We start from the raw sequence: 26158 nt of genomic DNA, 5'->3' as shown, positions 1-26158 counted from the left end.
AGGCAAAGAGCTAGGGTGGAGTCGTCAACCCTGGGAGTGGGTGGGGCATATTTTATGGTCCTGTTGATGTTCAATCGACAGCGAAAAATCTTCACTAAAGAAGCCGGTTAGCCAGGAACCGCGAAAATAATGTTAGCAGATTAAAGATCTGTTGGCACCCTGGAGCCACTTACGTATGGACGCCATAGTAGTTAACTATGTATGTGCTGTCAGTAACTTACCGGGTAGCCAGTTAAGGGAAACCATCATGCTAGGCAGCTTTAGCGTTGCGGTAAAAGATGTCGCTTAAAGCTTGCAGCGCGTAAATCGTCTCCATCGAATAATGCTAATGCTGCAATGCGCTTCTATGCTGGTAGACAGGTTGTGTCCTATTCACTCACTGGAATAGCGCGAGGTGCCTGCTGTGAATATGCCCATGTTGGAAAAATCGCCTGTTGGCTTCGATGGAGCCTCGACTTCTCACCGTTTTGTTGCCGATTTGTTGGCCCAAGCTGATATTCAGTTCGATGGCAATCGCCCTTGGGATATGCAGTTGAAAGCGCCCGGCGTTATCGATAGCGTCCTTTCTCGAGGCAATCTTGGGCTTGGCGAAAGCTATATGAAGGGGGAGTGGGACGCGGAGCAACTAGACGACCTATTTTACCGGTTAATGCGTGCTCAACTCGGGCAGCGCATCAAGCCTACCCAGTTGGTTTATCACTCGCTGCGGTCGCGCCTGCTGAATCGTCAAACAGCTAAGCGCGCCTGGGAGGTGGGCGAAAAGCATTACGATCTTGGTAATGACTTCTATGCTGCCATGCTTGATCAGCGCATGACCTACACCTGCGGTTATTGGAAGCATGCTCAAACCTTGGACGAGGCCCAGGAAGCCAAACTCGACCTAGCCTGCCGTAAATTGCAACTAAAGCCAGGCATGCGAATACTCGATATTGGCTGCGGCTGGGGCAGTTTTATGGCCTACGCTGCTGAGCATTACGGCGTCGAATGCGTGGGCCTGACTATCTCCAAAGAGCAAGCGGAGTTCGGGCAGCGACTGATCAAAAAAGGGTTGCCGGTAGAGTTTCGCTTGCAGGATTACCGTAATGAAAGCGAGCAGTTTGACCGCATCGTCAGCATCGGCATGTTTGAGCACGTGGGTCATAAAAACTACCGCGAGTATATGAACGTTGCTAACCGCTGCTTAAAAGATGACGGCCTCTTCTTGTTGCATACCATCGGCAAAAACTTAAGCAACACAGTGACTGACCCATGGATTGATAAGTATATTTTCCCCAATGGCGAACTCCCCACCTTGGGGCAAATCACGGATGCCGCTGAAGCCCTGTTTGTGGTGGAGGATGTGCATAACTTTGGGGCCGATTACGACCGCACCCTGATGGCGTGGCACCATAACTTTGAGAGGCACTGGCCATCATTTAAAGCCCAGTATGGCGAGCGTTTTTATCGCATGTGGCGCTACTACTTGCTTATTTGCGCAGGGGCTTTCCGGGCCAGGGAAATTCATCTTTGGCAGTTGGTGATGAGTAAGCAGGGTGTGCTGGGAGGATACTCCCGTGTTAGCTAATTGCTCTCTACCCATAAGATTTTTCAAACTAGGGTTCCGGCAGTAATTTATTAGGCACCCAGCGTAAGAACGCCACCATACCAAATAGCTCTACCAGTGATTGAAACACAATCACCACGACCGCTGCTTGCCAGGCGCTAGGTAGCGTCAGGGCGATAGGCAGCATCACAAAAGAGTTACGCGTACCAAAGCTAAAGGCCAGGGTTCTGGCGCTAGCGGTTGGCAGTCTAAACAGCGTGCCAAGCCCCTTCCCCAACAGTGCCGCAAAGAGTAAAAAGCCGATAAAGATAAATACCACCTGAACCAATACCTGGCTAAGTCCCAACACCGTATTAATTTGCGAAGCAGCGATGACGAAAACCACTAACGCCAATAGAGGTACCGGCAGTAACCCCAGGTTATGCACGCTACGTTCAACTGCTTTATGTCGTTGGGCGGCGTATTCGGTTAACCAGGCTAGCGCTAAGGGCGTAAGGATAAGTCCTGCAAAAGCGCTAAGCAGCTCGGTCGAAAGTGTCAGTTGAAACCACTCACTGCCTAAAAACAGCCACAGATAAATCGGTAACGCGACCATCTGAACCAGCAGCAGTAATGGGGTGGCAGCGACTGCACGGGCAGTATCCCCTTTGCCTAAGTGCGTGAAGGTGATAAACCAGTCGGTACAGGGCACCAGCAGTACCAGTAAAACGCCAACCAATACTGCGGGGGAAAGCGGCAGCCAAAGAACCAAAAGCGCTAAAAAAGCTGGAATAGCGATAAAGTTACCGACTATCAGCGCTGCCATAAAGCGTGTGTCCGCAAAGCTACGGGCAATGTGCAGCAAAGGGATTTGCGTAAAGGTGGCGTAAAGCAGTAACCCTAACAAAGGCCATAATAACTGTTCTAGCGGCTCAGCGAATTGCGGTGCTCCGATGCCTAACGCTAGTCCTAAGCCAATGAAAATCAGGTAGAGCCAAGACTGATGTTTTTCCATTTGATCGCGCATGCGGGCACATCCTTTGGCTGACTGTTTTGCTATTGATGCTGTGTTGCTAACGAAAAAGTGCCATGCGCTCACCCACCACGGCGGCACCCAGCCAAAGGGGCAGGCTGACCACAATATAAATCAGCGCAATCCCAGGTCGGCCCAACTGCACCAGATGCAGTGTCTCTAGGCTAAACAGCGAAAACGTGGTGAAGCCGCCGCAAAACCCGGCGACCAGTAACGGTTGGAAACGCGCTAGTTGGCCGTGTGGGGCACGCGAGAGGGTGGCCGCCAACCAGCCAATCAAGCAGGAACCCAGCACATTGACGATTAGCGTTCCCCAGGGAAAATACCCCCCTAGTGCCGCCTGTGATAACAGCGAAACGCCGTAACGCAGCACACTGCCCACACCGCTGCCGATACCCACCGCAAGGTAAGCCTTCCAGGCACTCATAAGGAGGCCCCTGACAACACCCAGCCAAGCGTGACCATGGCTAAACCAAGCAGCAGCGTGGTACCCACATTAACGCTGGCGTGCAACCGCTGGTCGCTCTGCCATAGTTCAATGGTCTGTAAGCTAAAAGAGGAAACGGTGGTATAGCCACCCAGTAAACCAACCACCGTGAAGAGCCACAAGGGAGAGGGAGCGCTGGGAAGACCTTGGTTGCCGAGCAGCCACCCCGCTAAAAACGCGCCGCTGGTGTTAACTACCAGGGTCCCCCAGGGAAATGTCTTACCGAGATAGCGGGCGAGTACATTTGAAACTGCAAACCGCCCCATGCCGCCAAGCGCGCCGCCTAGTGCGACGAACAGTACGCTTGTTAAGCCATGTCCCATGCTTCCTCCGTCGGCGTCCACTTCAATAGGCCGCTAAGTGTAGCATGCACGCTTTATAGCGTCCGAACATCACGAAAGAACGATTTAGGCTGTCGCGAGTCAATGAGTTCGTGTAGAAAAGGTAGAGAATATAACAACAATGTCGATGTTAAAGGAGAAGTAACACATGTCAGATCGCGTGTTGGCAGCTATCGATAGTTCTCAGTTTTCAGAAGGTGTGTGTGATTATGCGGCCTGGGCCGCCAAAGCGCTGGATGCCCCGCTCAGTTTTATTCATACAGTCGATAACCATGCCCAGGTAGCCGAGCCCGACTTAACCGGTAACCTGGGGTTAGGTACCCGTGAACATCTGCTGGAAAAGCTATCAAATATTGAAGAGCAGCATGCCAAAGTCTCCCGTGAACGCGGCCGCCTGCTGCTAGACGCTGCCAAGGTGCGCGCTATCAGCGCTGGTATTGCCGACCCGCAGTGTTTGCAGCGCAACGGAACCCTGGTGGAAACTCTGGTAGAGAACGAAAAAGACGTTAGGCTGTTGGTGGTGGGCAAGCGTGGCGAGACGGCGCACCAGGCTAGCGGCCATTTAGGCTCCAACCTTGAGCGCGTGGTGCGGGAAATGCACCGGCCGATTCTCATGGTGCCAAAACAGTTTACTCAACCGCACAATGTGATGATGGCATTCGATGGCAGTAAAACGGCCCGTAAAGGCGTCGAAATGCTGGCCAAAAGCCCGCTGTTTGAAGGCGCCACCTGCCATGTTGTGATTGTGGGCGCGGAAACCGCTGAAAACCGCTCGCAGCTAACCTGGGCACTGGAAACCTTACGTGAGGCTGGCCACACCGCTGAAGGGGCTATTCGCGCAGGCGAGGTGGAAGAGACCCTGCGTACCTACAAGCAAGAGCATAATATCGATATGTTGGTGATGGGTGCCTACGGCCACTCGCGCATTCGCCAGTTGCTGGTCGGTAGCACCACTACCACGATGTTGCGTAAGGCGCAGCTGCCGGTGCTGATTTTGCGCTGATTGCTGCACTTTTATGGCTCAGCCGTGATGTTGGAGGCTTCCCGAAGTACGCGCTGGGCCAGTAGCCAACCGGCGATGATAAACACCAGCATGCCCAATAGCAGCGCATGAAACGGAGCGCCTGCGCTGATGGCCAACCCCAGCACCGCAGGCGCGACGCCGGTGGAGAACACCATGGCAGCGCTAAGCGCGGAGCGTACCCGGCCTAGATGCTCAGCCCCCCATAGCTTAATCAACAGGCCTGAGGCAATCAGTTCTTGCGCGCCCATGGCCAAGCCACCACCGACCATCAGCGCCCAAATACTGATATTTCCGCCGATGGTTAACGCCATTAGCATGGCGATGGCGTAGGGCAGCAGGTACAAGCGCGCGAGCCTCACCGGGCCAAGTTTATCTACCCAGCGGCCGCCCAATAACGCCCCAGGGAGTTTGGCGATCCCCATGCCGGTGAGCGCCAGGGCATAAACGGCCAGCGAGCTATCGAGGGCTGCGGTTAATTGGGCTTGATAAATAAACAGCCCGGTCATGGTGATAGGCAGGGCCATGAGTAGCGGCATAAGCAGCCAAAAGCGTTTTTCGCGAAACGGGCGAGGACCGTGGGGTGTTTGCTTGGTGGGTTTAATGCCCGGTGCGCTGGGCCATGGCGCTTTTAACAGCAGCCATAGCCAAGGTAGGGCGATGACGCCACACAGTAGCCACCAGAAGGTTTGCCAACTGCTCCAGATGAGCGCTACAGCCACTAATGGTGGCAGCAGCGCTTCACCCAGCGGAATGCCCAGGTTAGCCAGACCAATGGCACGGCCGCGCATAGTGGAAAACTCTCGGGCAGCTAGGGTATTGCCCAAGTGGGTCAACATGCCCTGGCCGCATAGCCGTACTATCCCAAGGCCGACTATCCCCAACCACCACCAGGGCGATAAGGTAAGCAGCACAACGCCAATTAATAGCAGCGACAAGACGATTGCAGCAAAACGCCGCGGGTTAATCCAATCAATGGAGGGCCCAAAGCGGAGCATGCAGAAACCCGCCACCAGGGTAACCATGGCATAGGCGGTGCCAAACTGGCCTACGCTAAGACCCAGGTGGTCTGAAAGGGGCGCTTGAAAAAGGCCAATGAAGTAGCTCTGCCCAAGGCTTGAGCTAAACATAGCTAAAAACGCGATACTGAGTACGCTGCGGTGATCGCGCAGCAGGGTGCGATAGCCCATCGAATAGTCCCTTACGCGATCAAATAATTAGTAGGTTAACGATTGTCGGTTAATGATTGTAGGCTAACTGGAGGCACAGATGAATCACCCAGAGGTGGATATAGCTGTTATCCGTGAGAAATTGCTGACGCTCGACGCCACGCTCCGTGAGGAGAGCGCCAGCAGTGAAAACTCACGGGATACGGTGATGCTGGATCAAACGTCGGTGGGACGGCTGTCGCGTATGGATGCAATGCAGGGGCAGGCGATGGCCAAAGCAGGCGAGCAGCGCCGCCAGCTTAAGCTAAAGCAAATTGCCGCTGCCCTACAACGCATTGAAACTGAAAGCTTCGGTGAGTGTATCGAGTGTGGCGAGTGGATTGGGGCTAAACGCCTAACCTGGGATCCGTTAGTGTTGAAGTGTATTGAGTGTGCCGATTAGCCCCTAAATCTTAGCCCCTTAAGCTTCGGCGGCAGCTTCTTTCTGCTGGTGCTGCTCAGTGGCCTGGGCTGCGTTAATACCTGACAACAGTGCCTTCAGCGACGCGCTCACGGTGTCGCTATCCTCGGCCACCGCGCAGAGCCGCTGGCCATCGATATTGAGCTGAACAAAGGCGATGGCATTGGCTTCACTGCTGGCACCGAGGGAGTGCTCGCTGTAATCGATAATTCCTACACTGCTGCCGGAGTGGCGTTGCCACGCATCGGTAAACGCCGACATCGCGCCGTTGCCCTTACCGGAAAGGCGCAGCGTTTCGTCACCCTGGCGCAGCGTGAGCTCAATGCCTTCCTGCTGACCTTTGGATAGCTGGTAATCCACAAGAGATAAGGGCGCTTCCTGGGTGAAATTATCGAACATCACCTGGCGAATCATTTCGCTGGAAAGCTCGCTGGCACGCTGTTCGCTCTCCCGCTGCACGTAAGGTGCCAAGGCCAGCATCATCCAGCGCGGGAGGTTGATGCCGTAATCGCGCTCAAGCAGAAAGGCCATGCCGCCCTTGCCGGACTGACTATTAACACGAATCACCGCCTGGTAGTCGCGGCCGATGTCGTGGGGGTCGATGGGCAGATAAGCCACTTGCCACGGCTCGTCGGGTTTTTGATGCTTTAGAGACTTACGAATCGCATCCTGATGGCTACCCGAGAAGGCGGTATACACCATTTCGCCCACCCAGGGGTGGCGCGGGTGCATAGCGATACCGGTACACTCGTTGACCACCTGAATGATTTCATCAGGATTGGAGAGATCCAATTCAGGATCGATGCCCTGGCTATAGAGGTTCATCGCTAAGGTAACGATATCCATATTGCCGGTGCGCTCACCATTGCCCAGTAGGGTGCCTTCTACCCGCTCGGCGCCCGCCAGCAGGGCGAACTCAGCAGAGGCGACGGCGCCACCGCGGTCATTGTGGGTGTGTACCGAGATAATCACGCTGTCGCGGCGGCTGATGTTCTGGCAGAAGTACTCTATCTGATCGGCGTGATGGTGAGGCCCAGCCACTTCCACCGTGGTGGGCAGGTTGAGAATGCACTTGTTATCCGGCGTTGGCTGCCAGACATCCATCACCGCTTCGCAGATTTCCAGCGAGAAATCGATCTCGGTGCTGGAAAAACTCTCTGGGGTATATTCGAAACACCATTCAATGTCGGGGTACTGACCGGCGTAGGTTTTGACCCAGGTGGCCCCTTGTACCGCGATATCGACAATTCCGGCACGATCCATCTCAAACACACGCTCGCGCTGAATGGTTGAGGTGGAGTTATACAGGTGAACAATGGCGCGCTTGGCGCCGACCAACGAGGCAAAGGTCTTTTCGATCAGGTGTTCACGGCACTGCACCAGTACCGCAATAGTCACATCATCGGGAATCTGGTCCTCTTCGATCAGCCAGCGCACGAAGTCGTAATCGGGCTGGCTGGCGGAAGGAAAACCTACCATGACTTCTTTAATGCCCACTTTAACGATCTGCTGCCAAAAGCGCTGCTTTTGCTCAACGGTCATCGGTTCAAGCAGCGCCTGGTTGCCGTCGCGTAGGTCTTCGCTCACCCAGGTCGGGGCGTGAGCTAGATCACGATCCGGCCATTGGCGATTGAAGGCAGGTACGCGGGGCGCGGGGCGATATTTGCGATGATCGAAAGCAGGCATGGCGGTTTCCTAAAATAGTGGTCGTCACAGTGTTATAGATATCGGCTGCTTGTGGCGGCCGTGCTGCTGATTCGCTGCTTTTGGCAGTTCAAATAGTATAAGGGGTTTGCCGCGCTAGGTTCTTGCGAAGATAAGGAGGATGGGGAGATAATTGGCAGAGTATGGCTTTTAAATAAATTATTTTAGCAGGAGCTGCTCTCTATGGCCGTAACCCCGCTTGTGTTGGATCGTTTTGATCGCCATATTTTAGATATAGTGCAGTTAGAAGGGCGCATTAGTAATCAGGAGTTGGCGGATCGTATCGGGCTTTCACCTTCGCCCTGTTTACGCCGAGTGCGGGCCTTGGAAGAGCACGGCCTTATACTGCGCTACCGAGCGGAGGTAGATTCCCGCCAATTGGGCTATCAGTTAATGGCGCTGCTGCATATTTCCATGGATCAACACACACCGGAGCGCTTTGATAATTTTGAGCGCCATATTCGTGACATACCCAACGTCATCGAGTGCCTGATCATTACCGGTCAGGCGGCGGATTTTCAGCTCAAAATCCTGGTACGCGATATGGACGACTACCAACACCTGCTGCTGCATGTGATTAACCGCATTGAGGGTGTGACGGGGGCGCATACCAGTTTTGTGTTACGGCGGGTCTTTGAGCATCGACCGGTGCCCACGGATCGGGCTTAATAAACTACCCATGGTCAAGAGTAATGTTGGCGGTTTAGACTGCTATTTTTCAACCTGCTAGGAGTTTTCCCTATGACCATTCAGCGCCACGATACGAAAGCCCGTATGAGCCGTGCCGTTATTCATCAGGGCGTAGCCTACCTGTGCGGCCAGGTGGCTGGCCCAGAGGCCCGCGAGGGGGATATTACTGCCCAAACGGAAAGCATGCTGGCGCGGGTGGATGCGTTGTTAAAAGAGATTGGCTCAAGCCGTGAACAGCTGCTCAGCGCGACGGTTTATCTGAAAAATGGCAGCGACGTAGCCGCCATGAACGAGGTATGGGATGCCTGGGTGCCGGAAGGCTACGCTCCGGCGCGCACCTGTGTTTGCGCACCCCTACCCGCAGATGAGCTCAAAGTGGAAATTACCGTTACTGCTGCGGTTAGCAGCTAACGATTCACTTCCCGGGCTTTTCCACCGGGAAGCGGGTGTCGCGCAGGCTGTCTTTGATCTTCTTGAGGTGAGGTAAAAAGTCTTCACCACGCCTCAAGGTCACCCCAGTGGCTAGCGCATCAATCAGCGTTAACTGAATTACCCGCGAGGTCATCGGCATATAGTGGTCGGTGTCTTCGGGGGTAGCAACATCCAGGGTGGCGGTACACTCGTTAGCCAGCGGTGAGTTGGGCGCGGTTATGCCGAGAACGACGGCCCCGGCATCCCTCGCCAAACGGGCGATATCCACCAGCTCCCGCGTGCGTCCGGTGTAGGAGATAATCACCACCACATCCCCCGTATGGCAAGCCGCAGCGACCATGCGTTGCATTAACACATCGATGTAAGCCATCACCGGCAGGTTAAAGCGGAAGAACTTGTGCTGGGCATCCTGGGCTACCGCGCCGGAGGCCCCCAAACCAAAAATGTGGATCTGCTTGGCCTGGGTAAGGTAGTCGACCATGCGCTCAACGGCACTCATATCGATTTCGCGCTGGGCTTCGTCAAGGGCGGCGATGGTGGCGCCAAAAATCTTGTGGGTGTACTGGGTGGCGGAGTCGCCAGGCTCCACCGCGCGGGTCACATAGGGCGTGCCACCGGCTAAACTCTGGGCCAATTTGATTTTAAAATCGGGATAGCCCTTGGCACCAAAGTTACGGCAAAAGCGGTTAACCGTGGGCTCGCTGACGCTAGCCGCCTGAGCGAGGCTGGCAATACTCAGGCTGGTGGCGACCGTCGGGTCTTCAAGAATTACATTGGCGACTTTACGCTCGGATCGGTTGAGTTCTTCTAAGCGTTCGCGTAAGCGGTCAAGTAAGTCATGAGCCATTAACGGTCTCCGTGTGAGTCGTAGAAAAAAGCGGTTTCCATTCGCTGCACCAGGACATAAATGCCTCAGCGGGGAGCGGACGGGCGTAGAAGTAACCTTGCGCAGCTTCACAGCCGATAGAGCTTAAATAGGCTGCCTGGGCTGAGGTCTCGATGCCTTCTGCCACCACATCACAACCCACGCTGTGGGCAAGTTGGGTAATCGTGCGCGACAGTTCGCGGTCAATCGCGCTGGTTTCCAGGTCCATTACAAAAGCACGATCAATCTTGAGCGTCGAAAACGGCAGCGTTTTAATATACGCCAGTGACGACTGACCGGTACCAAAATCATCGATGGCGACGGCAATATTCATTTCGGCCAATTGGGCAAGCTGCTGACGAGCGTGATTCATATCGCTCATCAGTCCCGATTCGGTGACTTCCAAGGCCAAGAAGCGCTGGGGAATTTGCCGCTGCTCAAGACGAGCAAGCAGCTGTTGGGCAAAGTCCTTGCGGGACAGCTGGCGAGCGGCCACATTCACCGCGATATGAAAATCGTCATTGAGCAGCCCTTTTGCCCGCCAGAGGCTGATATAGCGCATGGCTTCATCCAGCACCCAGTCGCCGATTGAGAGAATATCACCGCTGGCCTCGGCAAGCGGAATAAATTCGCCGGGAGAGATAAGCCCGAACTCAGGGTGCTGCCAGCGCAGCAGCGCTTCTGCGCCTAGAATTTTGTGGTCAGCCAGGGAAAGTTTGGGCTGGAAGGCGAGCGACATCTCGCCGCGCTCGGTGGCGCCGCGTATCGCTTGCTGAAGTTGCAGCCGGTGGCGCTGTTTGGTCTCAAGCGCGGGAGTGTAATGTTGAACCTTTAACGATTCCAGAGGCGGCAGCGCTAACGCCGCCATATGTACTAATCGTTCTGTCTCAAAATAGCCTGCTTCGGCGCTAATACCGATACGTGCGCGGAGGGGAAGTAAAAGCTCTCCCAACGCCTGATCATTTTCGAAACAGCCGAGCAATAGCTCGGCCAGGTGCAGCAGCTTGTCTGGGTTTGCCGTGGGGGTAATCACCAGCAGCTCGCTTCCCCCCCATAGCCCTAACAGACACTCCGCGTCGAGCTGCTGACGAAGCCGCTGGCTAATGAACCGCAGTAGTTGATCGGCAACTCGGTAGCCGTGCAGGCGCACCACGTCATCGAGTTTATCAATAGCGATAAATAGTAGCCCCGTGCCCGAAGACTGAAGGGCCGCGGCGTGGAGCGCTTGGCTTAATCCACGTCGGTTGGGCAAATGGGTAATGGGGTCGGTGCGAGACTGGCGGTCTAACTCTTGGGTGCGTTTGGCAACCATGAGTTCTAAGGTGTCGACCTGCTTCTCGCGCACCTGATAGCGGTGCTCAATGTTTAAGGTATTACGTATGCGCTGTAAGACTTCATCTTGCTTAAACGGCTTGGTAATGAAGTCACGCACCCCCATGGCTAGCGCGCGTTGGCGAGTAGCATCATCAATTTGTGCCGTGAGCACGATAATCGGCGGCATCTGCTCGGCAAAGTATGTACTTAGCTGTTCAATAACCGCGTAGCCGTCTAGATGTGGCATGCGGATATCCAGCAGCAGTAGGTCTGGCAGCTGGCGCTGGCAGTGGGGAAGCACCTCGCGCGGGTCGTTGATCCCGTGGATGTTCTCAAACCCATACTCATCGAGAAGATCAAACATGAGCTCGATGTTAATCGTGCTGTCATCCACTATTAACAGGTGTTTTTCAGCGAGGCTCATGGTTTCTTCCCTGACGCAGTCTGAATAAACTGAGCAATGGTGGCTTCTAGTTTATCAAGTTCGAGCGGCTTGGTGAGGTAGGCGTTAAAACCCGCCTCCAAACCGCGCTTGATGTCGCCAGGCATGGCATTGGCCGAGAGGGCGACCACCGGCAAGGCTTGCAACAGTGGGTCGCGGCGCATTGCTTCCAATGCTTGGTAGCCGTTCATGCCCGGCAAATGGATGTCCATCATCACCAGGGCAGGCGAGCAGTGACGCATTATCTCCATACCAATTTCTGCACTAGGCGCGATTTGCAGCTTTATCTCACCTATCTCATCGATGATGTCTTCCATTAGCCGCTGATTGGCGGGGTTATCTTCAATATAGAGAAGCGTAAAGGCGTTGCTGGGTTGGGTATGAACTGAGTTGAGCGTAGGAGCTTCGTCAGCGGTGGCGCCTGCGTTAGCCATGGGTAAGGTAAACCAGAAAGTGGCGCCTTGGCCGGGCTGACTGTCTACCCCCATCTCGCCGTTCATACGCTCGACCAGCTCGCGGGTAATCGCCAGGCCAATACCGGAGCCTTCTATGCTGCCACCTTCTGCATCCAGGCGGTTAAAGGGTTCAAATAGCTCGTGCTGGCGTTCAGGGGCAATGCCAGGGCCGGTGTCGGTCACGCTGATACGCACATGGTCGACTAAGTATGCCACCGTAATGTCGATTGAGCCGTTGGTGCTGTTGTACTTAATCGCATTGGAGAGCAGGTTTAAAAGTATCTGTTTGGTGCGTGTGTAGTCGGCGTTTACCTGCCAACGATTATTGGGCGAGGTATAGCGAAACTGGATGCCGGCCGCCTCGGCGCAGTCTTCCAAGGTGGAACAGGCGTCGTTAAACACGTTGGCGAGAATAATTGGCTCGATGGAGAGCGTCATATGACCTGCTTCGATCTTGGCTAAATCAAGCACTTCATTAATAAGGCTGAGCAGGTGTTGACCGCTTCTCTCGATTTGGGAGACTTGGCGCTTTTGCTTTTCCCCCAACGGGTTGCGGCGGCTATTAGCCAGAATTTGCGAGAAACCGATGATGGCATTGAGCGGGGTGCGTAGCTCATGACTCATCGACGACAGAAATTCACTTTTTGCCCGGCTGGCGGTTTCTGCCTGGTCTCGAGCGGCGGCTAGGTCGCCCATGACCTGCTCGCGCTCGGCCATTTGGCTATAAAGATTGATCAGCAGTGCGCAGGTATCGGTAAACGGCTGGAGCCAATCCAACAGCGCTTGGTTCAGTGGTTGCTGGCTATTGGCGATGGCGTACATACCAATCAGGTGCTCGCCGCTGAAAATAGGAACGCCGAGGTAGTTATGGAACGGCGTGTCCGCTATGGGAAAACCACCACGTTGGGGGTGGCTATCGACATCGTCAGTCATGACCACTTCGCCAAACGCAAATACTTGGCCCAGTAGCGTCTTGCTATTCGTCAATATCATATCGCCGCTACGCAGCCGCTCCATCAGGGGGCGCGACTCCTCACTCCAGGACAGATCTGTGATGGCATGAATTTTAAGGGCATTGGTGGTGTTGGTAGGCAGCACTTCGCCAATCAGCGCGTAGTCGCTATCGGTAAGTTCGCGCAGCGCCTCCATTAGAAATACCCACAGCCGTTTTCCCGACATCAGCGCTTGATAATCCGTAATGCCTTGGTGGAGTATTTTGAGCAGTTTCTGCTCTTTATGCATTTTGTTAGCGGTCTGGGTGAGCTCCATCTGCAGCTTGTGTTGGCGAAGTAGCTCTTCAACCTGACCCGCTAAACTGCCGAGTAGCTTTAAATCACGCTCGCTGAACTGACGCGGCTGGTGGTCAATAATGCACAGGGTGCCAACGGCCATGCCTTGGAGCGGCCGTATGGGAAAACCTGCGTAAAAGCGGATGTGCGGCGAGTCTGTGACCAGTCGATTGTCTGCAAAGCGCTCGTCCTTATGGGTGTCTTCAATGACCAGCGGTCCATCATGAGCGATGGCATGGGCGCAGAACGAAACGGCCCGCTCGGTTTCACACACCTCAAGTCCTTGGTGCGATTTAAACCACTGCCGCTCTTGATCGATTAACGACACTAAGGCCACAGGCACATTGAACAGGTCGCGGGCGAGTTGTGTCATACGCTCGAACGCCTTGTCACTAGGCGTATCGAGTACCTGTAGAGCATGCAAGGCCGCCAGGCGCTGTGTTTCATTTTGAGGAGTATCTGGGGCTTGCATGGCCATTCCAAAGCAGAAAATTGATAAAACCTACCATCAGATTGTTAGACCAATAGCTAATTACCTATCGGTTATTAATCTATCAGCTTTAGCCAAGACCTATAAGTTTTATTAGCCAGCGTCGGTAAGGTGGGTAAAGCAGGCGGCTAGTGGTTCGTTTGGCTTGATAAAAAACGCTGCGCAAGTGGCTAAAACGCTCAAAGCCGTGACGGCCATGGTAAGCCCCCATGCCGCTCTCGCCAACGCCGCCAAAGGGCAGTGAAGGGACCGCGTGATGGAGCAGCGTGGCATTAAACACCAGTGCGCCAGAGCGAGTTGCTTGCAGCAACTGCTGCTGTAAGCCCTTTTCATGTGTGAAGGCATACAGCGCTAGGGGGTGGGGGCGGGCATTCACATAGCGTATTGCCGCCGCCATATCGCTAACGCCAATCACCGGTAGGCAGCGGCCAAAAATCTCCTCGCGCAGCACCTGAAGCCCCTGGTTGGGGTCGATAATCAGCGCCGGGGCATAAGGGCCGTGATCAATAATTCTGCAGCCGTGGTCGTGGGCTTCTTGTAGCATGGCATCCAGCCGCTGCTGGTGGGCCGCATTAATCGCATGGGTGCCCGCGTTAGCATTGGGGCGCTGTTGTTGAATAGCCTCGCTTAACGCCTTAACCAAGGTGCTCATATGGCGGCTTTCTACCAGTACGTAGTCGGGGGCGATACAGGTTTGCCCACCGTTCATGCCTTTACCAAAAATAATATCGGCTGCCGCTTTAGCGAAACCCGCACCCCCCGCCACGATAGCGGGCGACTTGCCGCCTAGTTCAAGTGTCGTAGGGGTCAAGTTCGCCGCGGCTGCTTGGGCCACTTGCCGGCCTACCGCGCTGGAGCCGGTGAACACCAAGTGATCGAATGGCAAACCGCTAAAACGACGCGCCACGTCTACATCGCCTTCCACTACCTTGAGTTCTTCGGGGGTGAAGTATTGCGGTACCAGTTGTTTCAGTAGAGCGCTGGTGGCAGGGGAGTGCTCGCTAGGCTTCAGCATCACCACATTGCCCGCTGCAAACGCATCCACTACCGGCATTAGCGCTAAGCTCCAGGGGTAATTCCAAGGTGACATCACGCCGATAACCCCCAGCGGCTGCGGTGCGATGCGTGCCCGGGCAGGCATTAATCGCCACGGCATGCTGACTGACCATGGGCGCATCCAGCGCCATAGATGCAGTCTGGCGTGGCGAATAGCGTGGAGCACCGCGCTGATTTCAGCCATGCGTATTTCAACGTCACTGCGCTGACCAAAATCCGTTTGAATTGCACGGATAATCTCAAGCTGGTGATGCTTGGTCATACGCGCTAGGCGGGCCAGCCGTTCCCGACGCTCCGTTAGCGTCGGGTAGGGCATTTGGTCGGCAGCCTGGCGCTGCGTTTGAAAGTCACCCGTCAGATCGCGCGTCATGGCCTCTCCTTATGTGCCGTTGCCGGCGTGGCATGGTGCAGTACAGTGCGGTGCAAGTTAAACCTCGCATCTGCCTTCGTTGGTGGAGCCAGTTGATGTAGCCAGTCGATATAGAAAATCGGTGTAGAGGGTTAGTGTAAACGGTTTATATAAACAGTTAGTGTAAAGTGGCCTTTTAGCCCCACACTCGGGAAGGTGCTATGCCGTTACCCCCACTGTCGATCACTATTCTACCCACCATTGAGGCCGTTACGGCAAGCCAGTGGGATTCACTGGTCGATAATGACCAGCTCTTTTTACGTCATGGTTTTTTACACGCCCTGGAGGCCAGTGGCTCTGTCAGCGTCGCTACGGGCTGGGAGCCGTGCCACCTGAGTGTATGGCAAGGCGATCAGCTGGTCGCGGCGATGCCGATGTATCGCAAGCAGCACTCCTACGGCGAGTATGTGTTTGATTGGGGCTGGGCAGAAGCGCTAGAACGCGTCGGTGGCCGCTACTACCCCAAAGCCCTCAGTGCGGTGCCGTTCACGCCGGTGCCTGGCGCGCGTACGCTCATCGCCAAGCACGCCGATGCCCGTGCCGTCCGTGCGCTGCTGGCCGAGGCTTGGCGTGAACAATGCGACAGCCTTGATCTGTCTAGCTGGCACTTGCTGTTTGCCGATGAGGAGGAGGTCACCGCCTGGCAGGCCCAGTGCCCCGAGCTGATCAGTCGTGAAGGTGTGCAATTTCAGTGGCGTGATCGCGGCTTTGGTGACTTTGAGGGCTTTCTGGCCAGCCTCACCTCGAAACGGCGTAAGATGATCAAGCGCGAGCGACGCTTGGTCGCCGAGCAAGGCTTGAAGGTTGCCTATGTAGAGGGCGACGCGATTACGCCAGCGGATATAGCGCATTTCTATCGCTGCTATGCGATTACCTACCATGAGCGTGGTCGCCCACCTTATTTAAACCATGACTTTTTTGAGCGCCTGCGCCAAACCATGCCCGAGGCGCTGGTGCTGGTGCAGGCCTATATTGAAGATCGCCCGGTGGCGGCAGCACTCTATTTTCGTGGCACTAGCACGCTTTACGGACGTTACTGGGGAAGTGAAGTGGTGGCTGACTGCCTACACTTTGAGGCGTGTTACTACCAGGGCATTGAGTATTGTTTGCAGCATGGTTTAACGCTATTTGATCCGGGTACCCAGGGCGAGCACAAGCTGGTGCGCGGCTTCGCTCCCCAGCGGGTGCGTTCGCTGCACTACATTAGCCACCCTGGGCTGGCTGCCGGTGTCGCCCAGTTTTGTCATCAAGAAGGTGAACATGTCAGCGCCTACCGCGAAGCGGCCCATCAAGCGTTGCCCTTTAAGTAGTTATTTAAGCTGTCAGTTAAGCTGTCATTTAAATGATGCGCGGCTCGCTGGTGTTGCGCCTTAATGGCATAATGCGCGCCAATCAGCGCGTCTAGTGGAAACAATTGTTGTTTTAATACGTCTTTTTTAAATTCAGCCTATTCAATAAGTTTTAAGGGATAGGCTGGAAGAGATAGGTTATCGGAGAGCAGTGATGCGCAAATGGTTAGTAATGACATTGCTCGCTGTCTTGGCGCTGCTTCAATACGAGCTGTGGTTAGGCAACGGCGGCTGGCGCGATTTGCAGCGCGTGGAGCAGCGGGTGGCAGTGCAAGAGGCGGCCAATGTGCCTATGCGCGAGCGCAATGCGCGGCTGGCGGCCGAAGTGACGGATTTAAAAACCGGTTTAGACGCGATTGAGGAGCGTGCGCGTAGCGATATGGGCATGGTTCGCACCGACGAACAGTTCTTTTGGGTGCCGGGGGTAGCGATCCAGAATGAGCTGATCGGCATCAATGCTGGGTTGGTCGCTCCTCAGGAGCCGCGCCAGTGAGCCAAACCTGGTTGATTGTTCCCGCGGCGGGGCAAGGCCGCCGCATGGGGGCCGACAAGCCCAAACAGTACTTGACCTTGGCCGACGAGCAGCCGGTGCTGGCGCATACCTTGGCGCGCCTTCATAGCGCCTTTCCGAGTGCTCGCTTGGTGCTCTGTTTAGATGCCGACGACCGCTGGTTTTCGCCATACTGGGTGCCTTTCACTGATTGGCAGCGTGTGTCGGGTGGTAGCGAACGAATGGACAGCGTATTAAATGCACTGCATGCGATGGCGGCCGACGATAATGATGTGGTGATGGTGCATGATGTGGCCCGCCCCTGTATTACCTTGGGCGATCTTCAGGCGCTTTATCAAGCCGCCTCGACGCACCCCGCAGGCGCGCTCTTGGCGATGCCGGTAGCCGATACCATGAAGCGCGCCGATGATAAGTACCAGAGTGTACAAACCGAACCGCGGGATGGCTTGTGGCACGCGCTAACGCCCCAAGGCTTTCGCTACGCACTGCTGCTGCGGGCACTGGAAACCGCCCGCCAGCAGCAAACGCTGGTGACCGATGAAGCTTCGGCGGTTGAAGCCTTGGGCGAGCATCCGCAGTTAATAAGCGGGCGCCGCGACAACCTAAAAATTACCCACCCGGACGACTTGGCGCTGGCAGCCGCGATTATGGCGGCCCAAACTGCTAACACTCCCGGCGGGCTTTAATCACTAGGAGCTTAGTAATGCGTATCGGCCACGGATTCGATGTACACCGTTTCGGCCCCGGCGATCATTTAATGGTCGGCGGGGTTAAGCTGCCGTTTGAAAACGGCTTTGTGGCCCACTCCGACGGCGACGTGCTGCTTCACGCGATTAGCGATGCCCTGTTGGGCGCCTGCGCGCTGGGCGATATTGGCCGCCACTTTCCCGACACCGACGCGACGTGGGCCGGCGCTGACAGCCGCGAATTGTTGCGTCATGTGGTCACGCTGGTGCAAAAACAGGGCTATGGGGTGGTCAATATCGACACCACGCTGATGGCCCAAGCACCTAAAATGGCGCCGCATATCGAAGCCATGCGAGAAGTCATTGCCGCCGATCTAGGGGTTACGCTTGGACAAGTCAACGTTAAAGCCACCACCACCGAACGATTAGGTTTCACCGGGCGCGGTGAAGGCATCGCCGCGGAGGCGGTGGTGCTGCTTAACCGTGCCGAGGCGCTGAATGATTAAGATGCCAGAGTGGCAGCGCTGTTTAGATGCACAGTTCGGTTCTCCTAAGCCGGGCCAGTACCGTGCCCAGCCTGAGGATTTCTGGGTCGATGAACAGCTTGATTTTACCCCCGAGGCACACGGTGAGCATCTTTGGTTGCGCGTTGAAAAGCGCAATCAAACCACGTTAGATGTCGTTAAGACCTTAAGTCGGCTTTGCGGCGTGACGCCCCGTGATATTGGTTACTCCGGCATGAAAGACCGCATTGCCGTCACGCGCCAGTGGCTGAGTGTGCATTTGCCCGGCCGTGACGCGCCCCCAGAGCTTGAGCAGTCGCTTAATGCGCTGGGAATCACTGTCGTTGAGCAGGCGCGCCACCCACGTAAGTTGAAACGTGGCGTTCACCGCACTAATCGGTTTGTTTTGCGCTTGAGCGGTGAAGCCATTGAGGGCGAAGATTTTGTCGGCCGCTGGGAAGCCCTTTGTCAGCATGGCGTGCCTAACTATTTTGGCCCCCAGCGTTTTGGGCCTGAAGGACGTAATCTTCAGCGTGCCGAAGCAATACTTAACCGAGGTTGGCGCAAACGCGATGATCGCCAAGGTATGATGCTCTCTACGGCGCGCAGTTTTTTGTTTAACGAATTGCTCAGCGCGCGCATTGCGGATGGCACCTGGTCGCAGCCGCTGGCGGGCGATACGTTAATGCTGGACGGCACGCAAAGCGTGTTTCGTATCGACGTCACCGATGCGACGCTACAGACCCGCGCCGCTGAACTGGATGTGCATCCCACCGGGGCGCTTTGGGGCGTTGGCGAAGCTGGCCAGGGCGACGCCGCTGGCTATGAAGCTCGTTTGCTGGAGCACTACCCTGGGCTATGCAGTGGCTTAGAGCGCAGCGGGGTAAAGCAGGCACGCCGCTCACTGCGTATGCGGCTGCTGGAACCCCAGCTTACCTGGGAATCTGGTGCCGTCCGGCTTTCGTTTGCATTACCTCGGGGAAGTTTTGCCACCGCCGTGCTGGGTGAGCTGATGTTGGCGAACTGATATTAGTGAACTAAAGCCGGTGGGCTGATTCAGTCATTAGTGCCTGTATGACTCATAAGGCCTAGAGGTTAGTAAAAGTGATGGATATGAGCTACCACGTTACGCGCTTATGATCAAGGAGACCCGCCATGCGGCGACTATTGCTTTCCAATGATGACGGTGTGCACGCGCCAGGGCTGCGTGCGCTGCACGATGCGCTGTTGGCCCATGCCAATATTCGCGTAGTGGCTCCTGACCGAGACCGTAGTGGTGCCAGCAACTCGCTCACTCTGTCACGGCCACTCTCGTTGACGCCGCTGGATAACGGCTTTTATAGCGTCGATGGCACGCCCGCGGACTGCGTCTATTTGGGTGTTCATGGCGTATGGGACGAAAAACCCGATTTAGTCATCTCAGGTATCAATCACGGCAGCAACCTAGGTGATGATGTGCTCTATTCAGGCACTGTCGCGGCGGCGATGGAGGGGCGCAATTTGGGTATGACGGCGATTGCCATGTCGCTGTGTGGCGAGCGCCATTTCGCCACCGCTGCCAGGGTAGCAGCCACCTTGATTGGCGCCGCGGATCAGCTCTCGCTACCGCCGCGAACACTGCTGAATGTCAATGTGCCCGATGTACCCTGGGAAGAGATTAAAGGCGTGAAAGTGACTCGGCTGGGGTACCGCGGGCCAGCAGAGAAACCGTTAGCGGTAAAAGACCCGCGTGGGCGCACGCGCTACTGGATTGCGCCGGTAGCAGCCAATGCTGATGACGGTGATGATACCGATTTTGCTGCCGTCGAGGCGGGCTATATATCGATTACTCCCCTACAAACAGACCTAACGCGGCACCCCGCGCTTAACGATGTGCAGGATTGGTTGGATGTTTTTGCCTGATATCTCTCCAGGAGAGTTGCGCGGTCGCGGCATGACCTCCCAGCGCACCCGTGACCGTATGGTCGAACGCCTCATGCAGCAGGGTATCAGCGATGCCCGGGTGCTGGAGGTGATGGCCAGTGAACCGCGTCACCTGTTTGTTGATGAAGCGCTGGCTCATCGCGCTTACGAAGATACCGCGCTACCGATTGGCTTTAGCCAAACGCTGTCGCAGCCGTTCATTGTTGCGCGGATGACGGAGCTCGTGTTGCGCGCCGGGGCGCGCCGGGTATTGGAACTGGGTACAGGGTCTGGCTATCAAACGTTAATACTGTCGCGATTGGTCGAAGAGCTCTACTCCATTGAGCGCATCAGCGCGCTACACGAGCGTGCAGCGAAGCGTTTAAGGCGGCTAGCAGCACCTGCCACGCTGGCGGTGGCGGACGGCGGCTATGGTTGGCCAGAGGTCGCGCCGTTTGACGTTGTTTTGTTAACCGCCTGTGCTCAGACAGTGCCTACAGCGCTTCTAGAGCAATTGAGCCACGACGGGGTGCTGATTGCCCCGTTGGAAGAGCCTGACGGCAGCCAGTGGCTTACTCAGGTAAAGCGCATCGGTAGTGCTTTTGAAAAACGTCGGCTTGAGCCCGTGCGTTTTGTACCCTTACTGCAAGGAGTAGTGGATTGAAGCGGCAACCCTTGGGAATATTTTTACGAGGCGCAGGGATGGGCGCCGCCGACGCGGTGCCCGGTGTGTCGGGTGGAACGATTGCGTTTATTAGCGGTATTTACGAAGAGCTGATTAACACGATCAAGCAGTTTGGCCCAAGTGCCATTGGCGCTTGGCGCCGCGGTGGCTGGCGGGCCCTGAGTACACATTTGAATCTCGCCTTTCTGGTGCCGTTACTGGCGGGGGTCGCGGTTAGTCTGTTTAGCGTGGCGCATTTAGCGCTCTGGTTGATGGAGGCGCACCCGCTGCTGCTGGATGGGTTCTTTTTTGGCCTTGTGGCTGCCTCTGCCCTGGTGGTGGGGCAGGCGAGTAACGGCTGGAAAGTGTGGTATTTAGTGCCGCTACTGGTTGGGGTAATGCTGGCCCAAGCGTTGCCCGGTATGATGCCGCTGGTGTTATTAATGGGTAATGAAGCGCTGGTAGTAATGGTGGCAGGCTGTATTGCCATTAGCGCCATGCTGTTACCAGGCGTTTCAGGCAGCTTTCTACTGCTGACCATGGGCCTCTACGGCACCATCATGGGGGCAATTCGCAGTTTAGATATGGGCATTATTGTGCTGTTTGGCATGGGCTGTATGGTGGGCTTAGCGCTGTTTTCACGGCTGCTGTCCTGGCTGTTACGGCGTCACCACACCTCGACCATGCAACTGCTACTGGGGTTTATTGTCGGTTCGCTACCGGTTCTCTGGCCATGGCGAGAGCTGTTACGCTACCAAATAGGGCCAGAAGGGCAAATGATACCTCTGGAGCACCGCTATTTATTGCCCGCTGACTATGCCGTATTGACCGGTGCTTCGGCACAAGTGGCTGGTGTCGTCGCGTTAATGGCCGTGGGAGCTCTCATTGTCGTGTTACTTAACCGACATGCGGATCGTCGGCCAATCGAGACCCAGCTTGGCGCTGAAAAGGAGTAGGTTTGTATGCGTAAAGGTTATCTACCTAAAGTACTAATGATGTCGGCGCTGGCACTAGCAATTGCTGGCTGTGCCAGCCAGCAAGGCGGTAGCCCTCAAGTGCGGGATTTAAGCCAAGCACGCCAGGCGGTGGAAAACTCGCCCCAATATACTGTCAAAGCAGGCGATACCCTGTATGGCATTGCGTGGCAGCACAATTTGGATTATCGCCAGCTCGCGGCAATGAATAATATTGATCCGCCTTACCAAATTCGGCCAGGACAAACGATTGCCCTGCGCGAAGGCGGCTCATCAGCGTCAATCGCCAGTAATCAGCCTGCTGCTAATACCTCACGTGGCGGCGGCGCTGTGGCGACCGGGTTGAGCCCACAGACGGCCTCAGTGGCGAGTGATGACCAAGAGTTGGATTGGTTGCTGCCCGATGAATCCGCGATTCAGCGCAACCAGCGCCTTACGGCTGAACGCAATGCTGCAGAGCAGGAAGCAAGTGAATCATCCTCGACGCCTCAGCCTGAAGTGGTCGCGGCTGCTGAACAGCCCGCACCTCAGCCACCATCAGCACCCGAACAAGCGCCAGAGCCGCAGCCCGTCTCGAAGCCAGAACCACAGCCAGAACCAGAACCACAGCCAGAAGCTGCTCAAGCCACACAAAGTGCCAGTATAGATCGCTCTTCGCGGGCCTACACGCCCGCTGAAAACATCGCTTGGCAGTGGCCTGCTGATGGCAATGTCGTCGGGGCATTTGGGCAGGGTGGTAGCATCACTGCCGGGATTGATATCGCCGGTGAAAAGGGGCAACCTGTTAAAGCGGCAGGCCCTGGCATCGTGGTCTATGCGGGCAGTGGCGTTAGGGGCTATGGCAACCTGATCCTTCTCAAGCACAACGATCAATTCCTGAGTGCATATGCCCATAACGACAGCTTGCGAGTCAGTGAAAATGACGTGGTAGAGGCTGGCGAAGTAATCGCCACGATGGGGGATAGCGATGCAGAAAACGTCAGATTACACTTTGAGGTCCGCCGTGATGGGCAGCCTCAAGATCCCATGGACTTTCTGCCTTCCCGATAGTGCACTCACCGCTAGAGTGAGCAAACAGCGTTTAACTTGGACGTTGCCCGAATGGCTGGATTCGAGCGTCATATAACAATTGTCACATAACAATATGGTGTGCGTCTTAGAGAGCATTCCTTTGACTTTCTAAATGACGGGTAGGCGACAAACGAGGGGTAAGGCCATGAGTATGTTGGAGAAAGATCTACAGGAGGTTGACCTGGATGCTGCTGAGGGGGCGCTTGATGATACTGATGAAGCCACGGTAGAAGAAGACGCTTTCGAAAAAGCACTAGGGCGCGAGGATCGTCAATCGACCCAAAGCTTGGATGCTACGCAAATCTACCTCAACGAAATCGGTTTTTCGCCACTGTTAACGTCAGAAGAGGAAGTTTACTACGGCCGCTTAGCTCGTAAGGGTGACCTATTGGGGCGCTCGCGGATGATTGAATCCAACCTACGGCTGGTAGTGAAGATTGCCCGTCGCTACCTAAACCGCGGCTTGACGCTGCTGGATTTGATCGAAGAGGGCAATTTAGGCTTGATCCGAGCCGTGGAGAAGTTTGACCCCGAGCGGGGCTTCCGTTTCTCGACCTACGCCACTTGGTGGATACGTCAGACCATCGAGCGAGCGCTGATGAACCAAACGCGGACGATCCGCTTGCCCATTCATGTGGTCAAAGAGCTGAATATTTACCTGCGTGCGGCGCGTGAATTGACCCAGAAGTTTGACCACGAAGCCACCGCCGAAGAGATCGCCGATCACCTCGATAAACCGGTCGATGTGGTCAAAAAGATGCTCGGCCTTAATGAGCGAGTGTCGTCGGTCGACTACCCCATGGGTGGCGAGAGTGATAAGCCGCTGATCGATACATTGGCTGATGATGAGGTTCAGGGCCCAGAGGCACGCCTGGTGGACGGTGATGTCAAAGAGCATGTGGATCTTTGGCTAGATGAACTAAGTGAAAAACAGCGCGAAGTGGTTGTCCGCCGCTTTGGCTTACGTGGACACGAGTCTGCAACCCTGGAAGAAGTGGGCGCCGAAATCGGCTTAACCCGCGAGCGAGTTCGCCAGATTCAAGTTGAAGCACTCAAGAAACTGCGCCGTTCTCTGGAAAAACAGGGCCTCTCTCTGGAAGCTCTGTTTGAAACCTAAGTGAAGCTTAAGCGAACGTAAATCGCGTTACCCCTCTAAGCCGGGCGAGTGCCATTGAGCGCTTACTCGGTTTTTTATTGCAGACGTTTTTATTAATAAGCTTTTACTGCTAAATCAGGTAAGTGAGAAAGCACATGCGCCCCCTAGTGGCTGATATTGATCTGGACGCGCTGCGTCACAACTATCAATTGGCGTGTAGCTGCGCGCCCCAAAGCCGCTCAGTGGCGGTTATCAAGGCCGATGGGTATGGGCATGGCGCGCTGGCCTGCGCCCAAGCGCTGGAGGACCTAGCCCCTGCGTTTGCCGTCGCCTGTATCGAAGAGGCCCTCGCGCTGCGCCAAGGGGGCATTACCCAACCCATCATCCTGCTGGAAGGTATCTTCAGCGCCGATGAGCTGGCGTTGGTGGATAACCATGGCTTTTGGATCGCGGTACACAGCCAGTGGCAGGTCGATGTCTTACTAGCAGCCTCACCGCAGGCGCCTATTCCCGTCTGGTTAAAAGTTGACTCGGGCATGCACCGCCTGGGCTTTGCTATCGATGAGGCCGCCGCCATCTGGCGTCAGTTAAGTGCCGCGCCGAGCGTGGCCTCGCTCCATCTTATGAGTCACTTTGCCAGCGCCGATTCCCGCGACAACCGCTACTTCCACCAGCAAATGACACGGCTTCAGGGGCTTGCTAGCGAGCTAGAAGCGCCGCTGTGTCTGGCCAACTCACCGGCCACCTTGGCGTGGCCGGTGGCCCACGGCGACTGGAATCGGCCAGGTGTGATGCTCTACGGCAGCGACCCTTTGGAAGTCGCCAACGAAATCACTCTGCAACTGCAGCCGGTTATGACCCTGCGCTCGGAAATCATTGCTCTGCGAGAGCTAGAAGAGGGCGAACCCGTGGGCTATAGCGGGCGATGGCGTGCACCGCGGCGTTCACGAATTGCCGTGGTCGCCTGCGGCTACGGTGATGGTTACGACCGCCATGCCCGCGATGGCACGCCAGTGTTGGTCAACGGCCAGCGCTGCGCGATTGCCGGTAAAGTCTCCATGGATATGTTGACCGTTGATGTAACGGACGTCCCCGATGCCGCGATTGGCAGCGACGTTGTATTGTGGGGTAGAGCCAGCAATGGTGAGGTGCTTTCGGTGGATGAAGTGGCCCGTTACTGCGATACCATTAGCTATACGCTACTAACAGGGGTACTGCCACGGGCGCCGCGGCGTTATCATGGGTGCTCTGCTTAATCGGTTGTTTCCATGTCGAAATCACGTTATCCGAGCTCATTCGCCCACCCGCGATACTGGCCCACATGGTTTGCTATTGGCGCTATGTATATCGCTGCCTGGCTGCCTTGGCGAATAAAAATGGCCATTGGCAAAGGGCTTGGGCTGCTCGCATGGCGCTTTGCCAAACGGCGGCGGCGTATTACTGAAACCAACATAGCGCTCTGTTTCCCCGAAAAGAGCGCGGAACAACGGCGCCAGCTAGTCAAAGATACTTTTATTGCCAATGGCATTGGCCTGATTGAAACCGCGACGGGCTGGTGTCGCGACGGTGAAAGCCTGCGCCACCGGGTCGCTTACATCGGCGAAGAGCATATGGCCCGCGCCGAGGCCCAGGGTAAAGGCGTGATCATTGTGGGTGTTCACTTCTCTTCCCTCGATTTGGGGGGAGCCATCCACGCGCTATTTTTCTCTGCTGATGCAGTCTATCGCCCGCATAATAATCCGCTGTTTGAGCGCTTTATGACCCGTGCTAGAAAGCGTAATTTTGGCGTCGCGATTGACCGTTATGATCTGCGCGGTGCAGTGCGTCAGCTCAAGGCGGGCCGCATGGTGTGGTACTCCCCGGATCAGGATTTTGGCCGCGATGTCAGCGTATTCGCACCGCTGTTTGGCCAGCAGGCCGCGACTATTCGTTTAACGGCCAAGCTTGCGCGTATGACTGGCGCGCCGGTGGTGCCGATGATGTTTCACCGCAACCCGGATAATGCTACTTATACGATTGAAAGCTTGCCAGCTTTGGAAGGATTTCCCAGCGGCGATGAAATCGGCGATGCAGCGCGGATCAACCAGTTTATTGAGCTGGCCATTCGCAAGCACCCCGAGCAGTACCTATGGCTGCACCGGCGTTTTAAGACCCGCCCTGAAGGCGAACCTAGCGTTTATTAAACGGCGATAGTCCTTCCTGCCATCGAGAGCGAAGCGCGGT

At 55.7% G+C, this 26158-nt stretch carries 26 protein-coding genes; 17 read left to right on the top strand and 9 right to left on the bottom strand.

All coding sequences use genetic code 11. The features are described from left to right. The first annotated feature begins 403 nt into the window (after nucleotides 1-403). Complete coding sequence (gene cfa, locus KUC_RS13090; RefSeq protein WP_007113686.1) at nucleotides 404-1564, top strand: cyclopropane fatty acyl phospholipid synthase; 1161 nt, start codon at nucleotides 404-406, stop codon at nucleotides 1562-1564. A 28-nt stretch (nucleotides 1565-1592) separates the two neighbouring features. Here the strand turns inward: cfa and KUC_RS13085 are convergent, their stop codons facing one another. From KUC_RS13085 to crcB (KUC_RS13075), 3 genes are read right to left on the bottom strand one after another with little or no spacing between them, the layout of a single operon-like run. Beyond that, nucleotides 1593-2549, bottom strand: coding sequence for an arsenic resistance protein (locus tag KUC_RS13085; protein ID WP_007113685.1), 957 nt, complete (start codon nucleotides 2547-2549; stop codon nucleotides 1593-1595). 46 nt (nucleotides 2550-2595) lie between these two features. Then, the gene (gene crcB, locus KUC_RS13080; RefSeq protein WP_007113684.1) at nucleotides 2596-2982 is read right to left on the bottom strand and encodes a fluoride efflux transporter CrcB; all 387 of its coding nucleotides are present in this window, start codon (nucleotides 2980-2982) and stop codon (nucleotides 2596-2598) included. Further along, complete coding sequence (gene crcB, locus KUC_RS13075; RefSeq protein ID WP_007113683.1) at nucleotides 2979-3365, bottom strand: fluoride efflux transporter CrcB; 387 nt, start codon at nucleotides 3363-3365, stop codon at nucleotides 2979-2981. Before crcB (KUC_RS13075) ends, crcB (KUC_RS13080) begins: the two co-directional genes overlap by 4 nt. A 166-nt stretch (nucleotides 3366-3531) precedes the next feature. On the opposite strand from crcB (KUC_RS13075), the gene KUC_RS13070 reads away from it, so the two are divergent. Continuing rightward, nucleotides 3532-4386 (top strand): universal stress protein, encoded by an 855-nt coding sequence (locus tag KUC_RS13070; protein ID WP_007113682.1) that lies wholly within the window; start codon nucleotides 3532-3534, stop codon nucleotides 4384-4386. Nucleotides 4387-4397: 11 nt separating this feature from the next. Here the strand turns inward: KUC_RS13070 and KUC_RS13065 are convergent, their stop codons facing one another. Further along, on the bottom strand, nucleotides 4398-5594 hold the full coding sequence (locus KUC_RS13065) for an MFS transporter (protein ID WP_007113681.1): 1197 nt from the start codon (nucleotides 5592-5594) through the stop codon (nucleotides 4398-4400). 79 nt (nucleotides 5595-5673) lie between these two features. On the opposite strand from KUC_RS13065, the gene KUC_RS13060 reads away from it, so the two are divergent. Further along, the gene (locus KUC_RS13060; RefSeq protein ID WP_007113680.1) at nucleotides 5674-6015 is read left to right on the top strand and encodes a TraR/DksA family transcriptional regulator; all 342 of its coding nucleotides are present in this window, start codon (nucleotides 5674-5676) and stop codon (nucleotides 6013-6015) included. A gap of 18 nt (nucleotides 6016-6033) precedes the next feature. On the opposite strand, the gene KUC_RS13055 is transcribed toward KUC_RS13060, so the two are convergent. Beyond that, entirely contained in the window at nucleotides 6034-7719 is a 1686-nt protein-coding gene (locus tag KUC_RS13055; protein ID WP_007113679.1) for a 2-isopropylmalate synthase, read from the bottom strand. A 201-nt stretch (nucleotides 7720-7920) separates the two neighbouring features. On the opposite strand from KUC_RS13055, the gene KUC_RS13050 reads away from it, so the two are divergent. Next, nucleotides 7921-8406, top strand: a complete 486-nt coding sequence (locus tag KUC_RS13050) for an Lrp/AsnC family transcriptional regulator (RefSeq protein ID WP_007113678.1) — start codon at nucleotides 7921-7923, stop codon at nucleotides 8404-8406. 72 nt (nucleotides 8407-8478) lie between these two features. Then, nucleotides 8479-8838 (top strand): RidA family protein, encoded by a 360-nt coding sequence (locus KUC_RS13045; protein WP_007113677.1) that lies wholly within the window; start codon nucleotides 8479-8481, stop codon nucleotides 8836-8838. 4 nt (nucleotides 8839-8842) lie between these two features. On the opposite strand, the gene KUC_RS13040 is transcribed toward KUC_RS13045, so the two are convergent. The 4 genes from KUC_RS13040 to KUC_RS13025 all read right to left on the bottom strand — a co-directional run bounded on the left by KUC_RS13040 (nucleotide 8843) and on the right by KUC_RS13025 (nucleotide 15140). Next, complete coding sequence (locus KUC_RS13040) at nucleotides 8843-9706, bottom strand: MurR/RpiR family transcriptional regulator (protein WP_007113676.1); 864 nt, start codon at nucleotides 9704-9706, stop codon at nucleotides 8843-8845. Next, on the bottom strand, nucleotides 9696-11462 hold the full coding sequence (locus KUC_RS13035; protein ID WP_007113675.1) for an EAL domain-containing response regulator: 1767 nt from the start codon (nucleotides 11460-11462) through the stop codon (nucleotides 9696-9698). Before KUC_RS13035 ends, KUC_RS13040 begins: the two co-directional genes overlap by 11 nt. Next, entirely contained in the window at nucleotides 11459-13696 is a 2238-nt protein-coding gene (locus KUC_RS13030) for an ATP-binding protein (protein ID WP_040480857.1), read from the bottom strand. Before KUC_RS13030 ends, KUC_RS13035 begins: the two co-directional genes overlap by 4 nt. Nucleotides 13697-13784: 88 nt before the next feature. Continuing rightward, entirely contained in the window at nucleotides 13785-15140 is a 1356-nt protein-coding gene (locus KUC_RS13025) for an aldehyde dehydrogenase family protein (RefSeq protein ID WP_007113673.1), read from the bottom strand. 200 nt (nucleotides 15141-15340) lie between these two features. On the opposite strand from KUC_RS13025, the gene KUC_RS13020 reads away from it, so the two are divergent. The 12 genes from KUC_RS13020 to lpxL all read left to right on the top strand — a co-directional run bounded on the left by KUC_RS13020 (nucleotide 15341) and on the right by lpxL (nucleotide 26118). Further along, nucleotides 15341-16489 (top strand): GNAT family N-acetyltransferase, encoded by a 1149-nt coding sequence (locus KUC_RS13020; protein WP_007113672.1) that lies wholly within the window; start codon nucleotides 15341-15343, stop codon nucleotides 16487-16489. Between the two features lie 193 nt (nucleotides 16490-16682). Next, on the top strand, nucleotides 16683-17021 hold the full coding sequence (ftsB, locus tag KUC_RS13015; protein ID WP_040480855.1) for a cell division protein FtsB: 339 nt from the start codon (nucleotides 16683-16685) through the stop codon (nucleotides 17019-17021). Next, nucleotides 17018-17725, top strand: a complete 708-nt coding sequence (ispD, locus tag KUC_RS13010) for a 2-C-methyl-D-erythritol 4-phosphate cytidylyltransferase (RefSeq protein WP_007113669.1) — start codon at nucleotides 17018-17020, stop codon at nucleotides 17723-17725. The genes ftsB and ispD overlap by 4 nt, the downstream gene beginning before the upstream one ends. Before the next feature lie 17 nt (nucleotides 17726-17742). Further along, nucleotides 17743-18231, top strand: a complete 489-nt coding sequence (ispF, locus tag KUC_RS13005) for a 2-C-methyl-D-erythritol 2,4-cyclodiphosphate synthase (RefSeq protein ID WP_007113668.1) — start codon at nucleotides 17743-17745, stop codon at nucleotides 18229-18231. Continuing rightward, nucleotides 18224-19255 carry a tRNA pseudouridine(13) synthase TruD gene (gene truD / locus KUC_RS13000; RefSeq protein WP_040480853.1) on the top strand — a complete coding sequence of 344 codons (1032 nt, stop codon included), beginning with the start codon at nucleotides 18224-18226 and terminating at the stop codon, nucleotides 19253-19255. Before ispF ends, truD begins: the two co-directional genes overlap by 8 nt. A 128-nt stretch (nucleotides 19256-19383) precedes the next feature. Next, complete coding sequence (surE, locus tag KUC_RS12995; protein ID WP_007113666.1) at nucleotides 19384-20130, top strand: 5'/3'-nucleotidase SurE; 747 nt, start codon at nucleotides 19384-19386, stop codon at nucleotides 20128-20130. Then, nucleotides 20117-20794, top strand: a complete 678-nt coding sequence (locus tag KUC_RS12990) for a protein-L-isoaspartate(D-aspartate) O-methyltransferase (RefSeq protein ID WP_040480851.1) — start codon at nucleotides 20117-20119, stop codon at nucleotides 20792-20794. The genes surE and KUC_RS12990 overlap by 14 nt, the downstream gene beginning before the upstream one ends. After that, entirely contained in the window at nucleotides 20791-21750 is a 960-nt protein-coding gene (locus KUC_RS12985) for a DUF368 domain-containing protein (RefSeq protein WP_040480849.1), read from the top strand. The genes KUC_RS12990 and KUC_RS12985 overlap by 4 nt, the downstream gene beginning before the upstream one ends. Nucleotides 21751-21756: 6 nt before the next feature. Further along, nucleotides 21757-22818 (top strand): peptidoglycan DD-metalloendopeptidase family protein, encoded by a 1062-nt coding sequence (locus KUC_RS12980; protein ID WP_007113663.1) that lies wholly within the window; start codon nucleotides 21757-21759, stop codon nucleotides 22816-22818. 166 nt (nucleotides 22819-22984) lie between these two features. Continuing rightward, nucleotides 22985-23956: an RNA polymerase sigma factor RpoS gene (rpoS, locus tag KUC_RS12975; RefSeq protein WP_007113662.1), complete on the top strand. Its 972-nt coding sequence runs from the start codon at nucleotides 22985-22987 to the stop codon at nucleotides 23954-23956. Between the two features lie 134 nt (nucleotides 23957-24090). Beyond that, nucleotides 24091-25191 (top strand): alanine racemase, encoded by a 1101-nt coding sequence (alr, locus tag KUC_RS12970; RefSeq protein ID WP_007113661.1) that lies wholly within the window; start codon nucleotides 24091-24093, stop codon nucleotides 25189-25191. Nucleotides 25192-25203: 12 nt separating this feature from the next. Beyond that, entirely contained in the window at nucleotides 25204-26118 is a 915-nt protein-coding gene (gene lpxL / locus KUC_RS12965) for an LpxL/LpxP family Kdo(2)-lipid IV(A) lauroyl/palmitoleoyl acyltransferase (protein ID WP_040480847.1), read from the top strand. Nucleotides 26119-26158 lie beyond the last annotated feature (40 nt).

Source organism: Vreelandella boliviensis LC1 (genome assembly GCF_000236035.1).
Lineage (GTDB): Bacteria > Pseudomonadota > Gammaproteobacteria > Pseudomonadales > Halomonadaceae > Vreelandella > Vreelandella boliviensis.
This window is presented reverse-complemented; position numbering and strand designations above follow the sequence as displayed.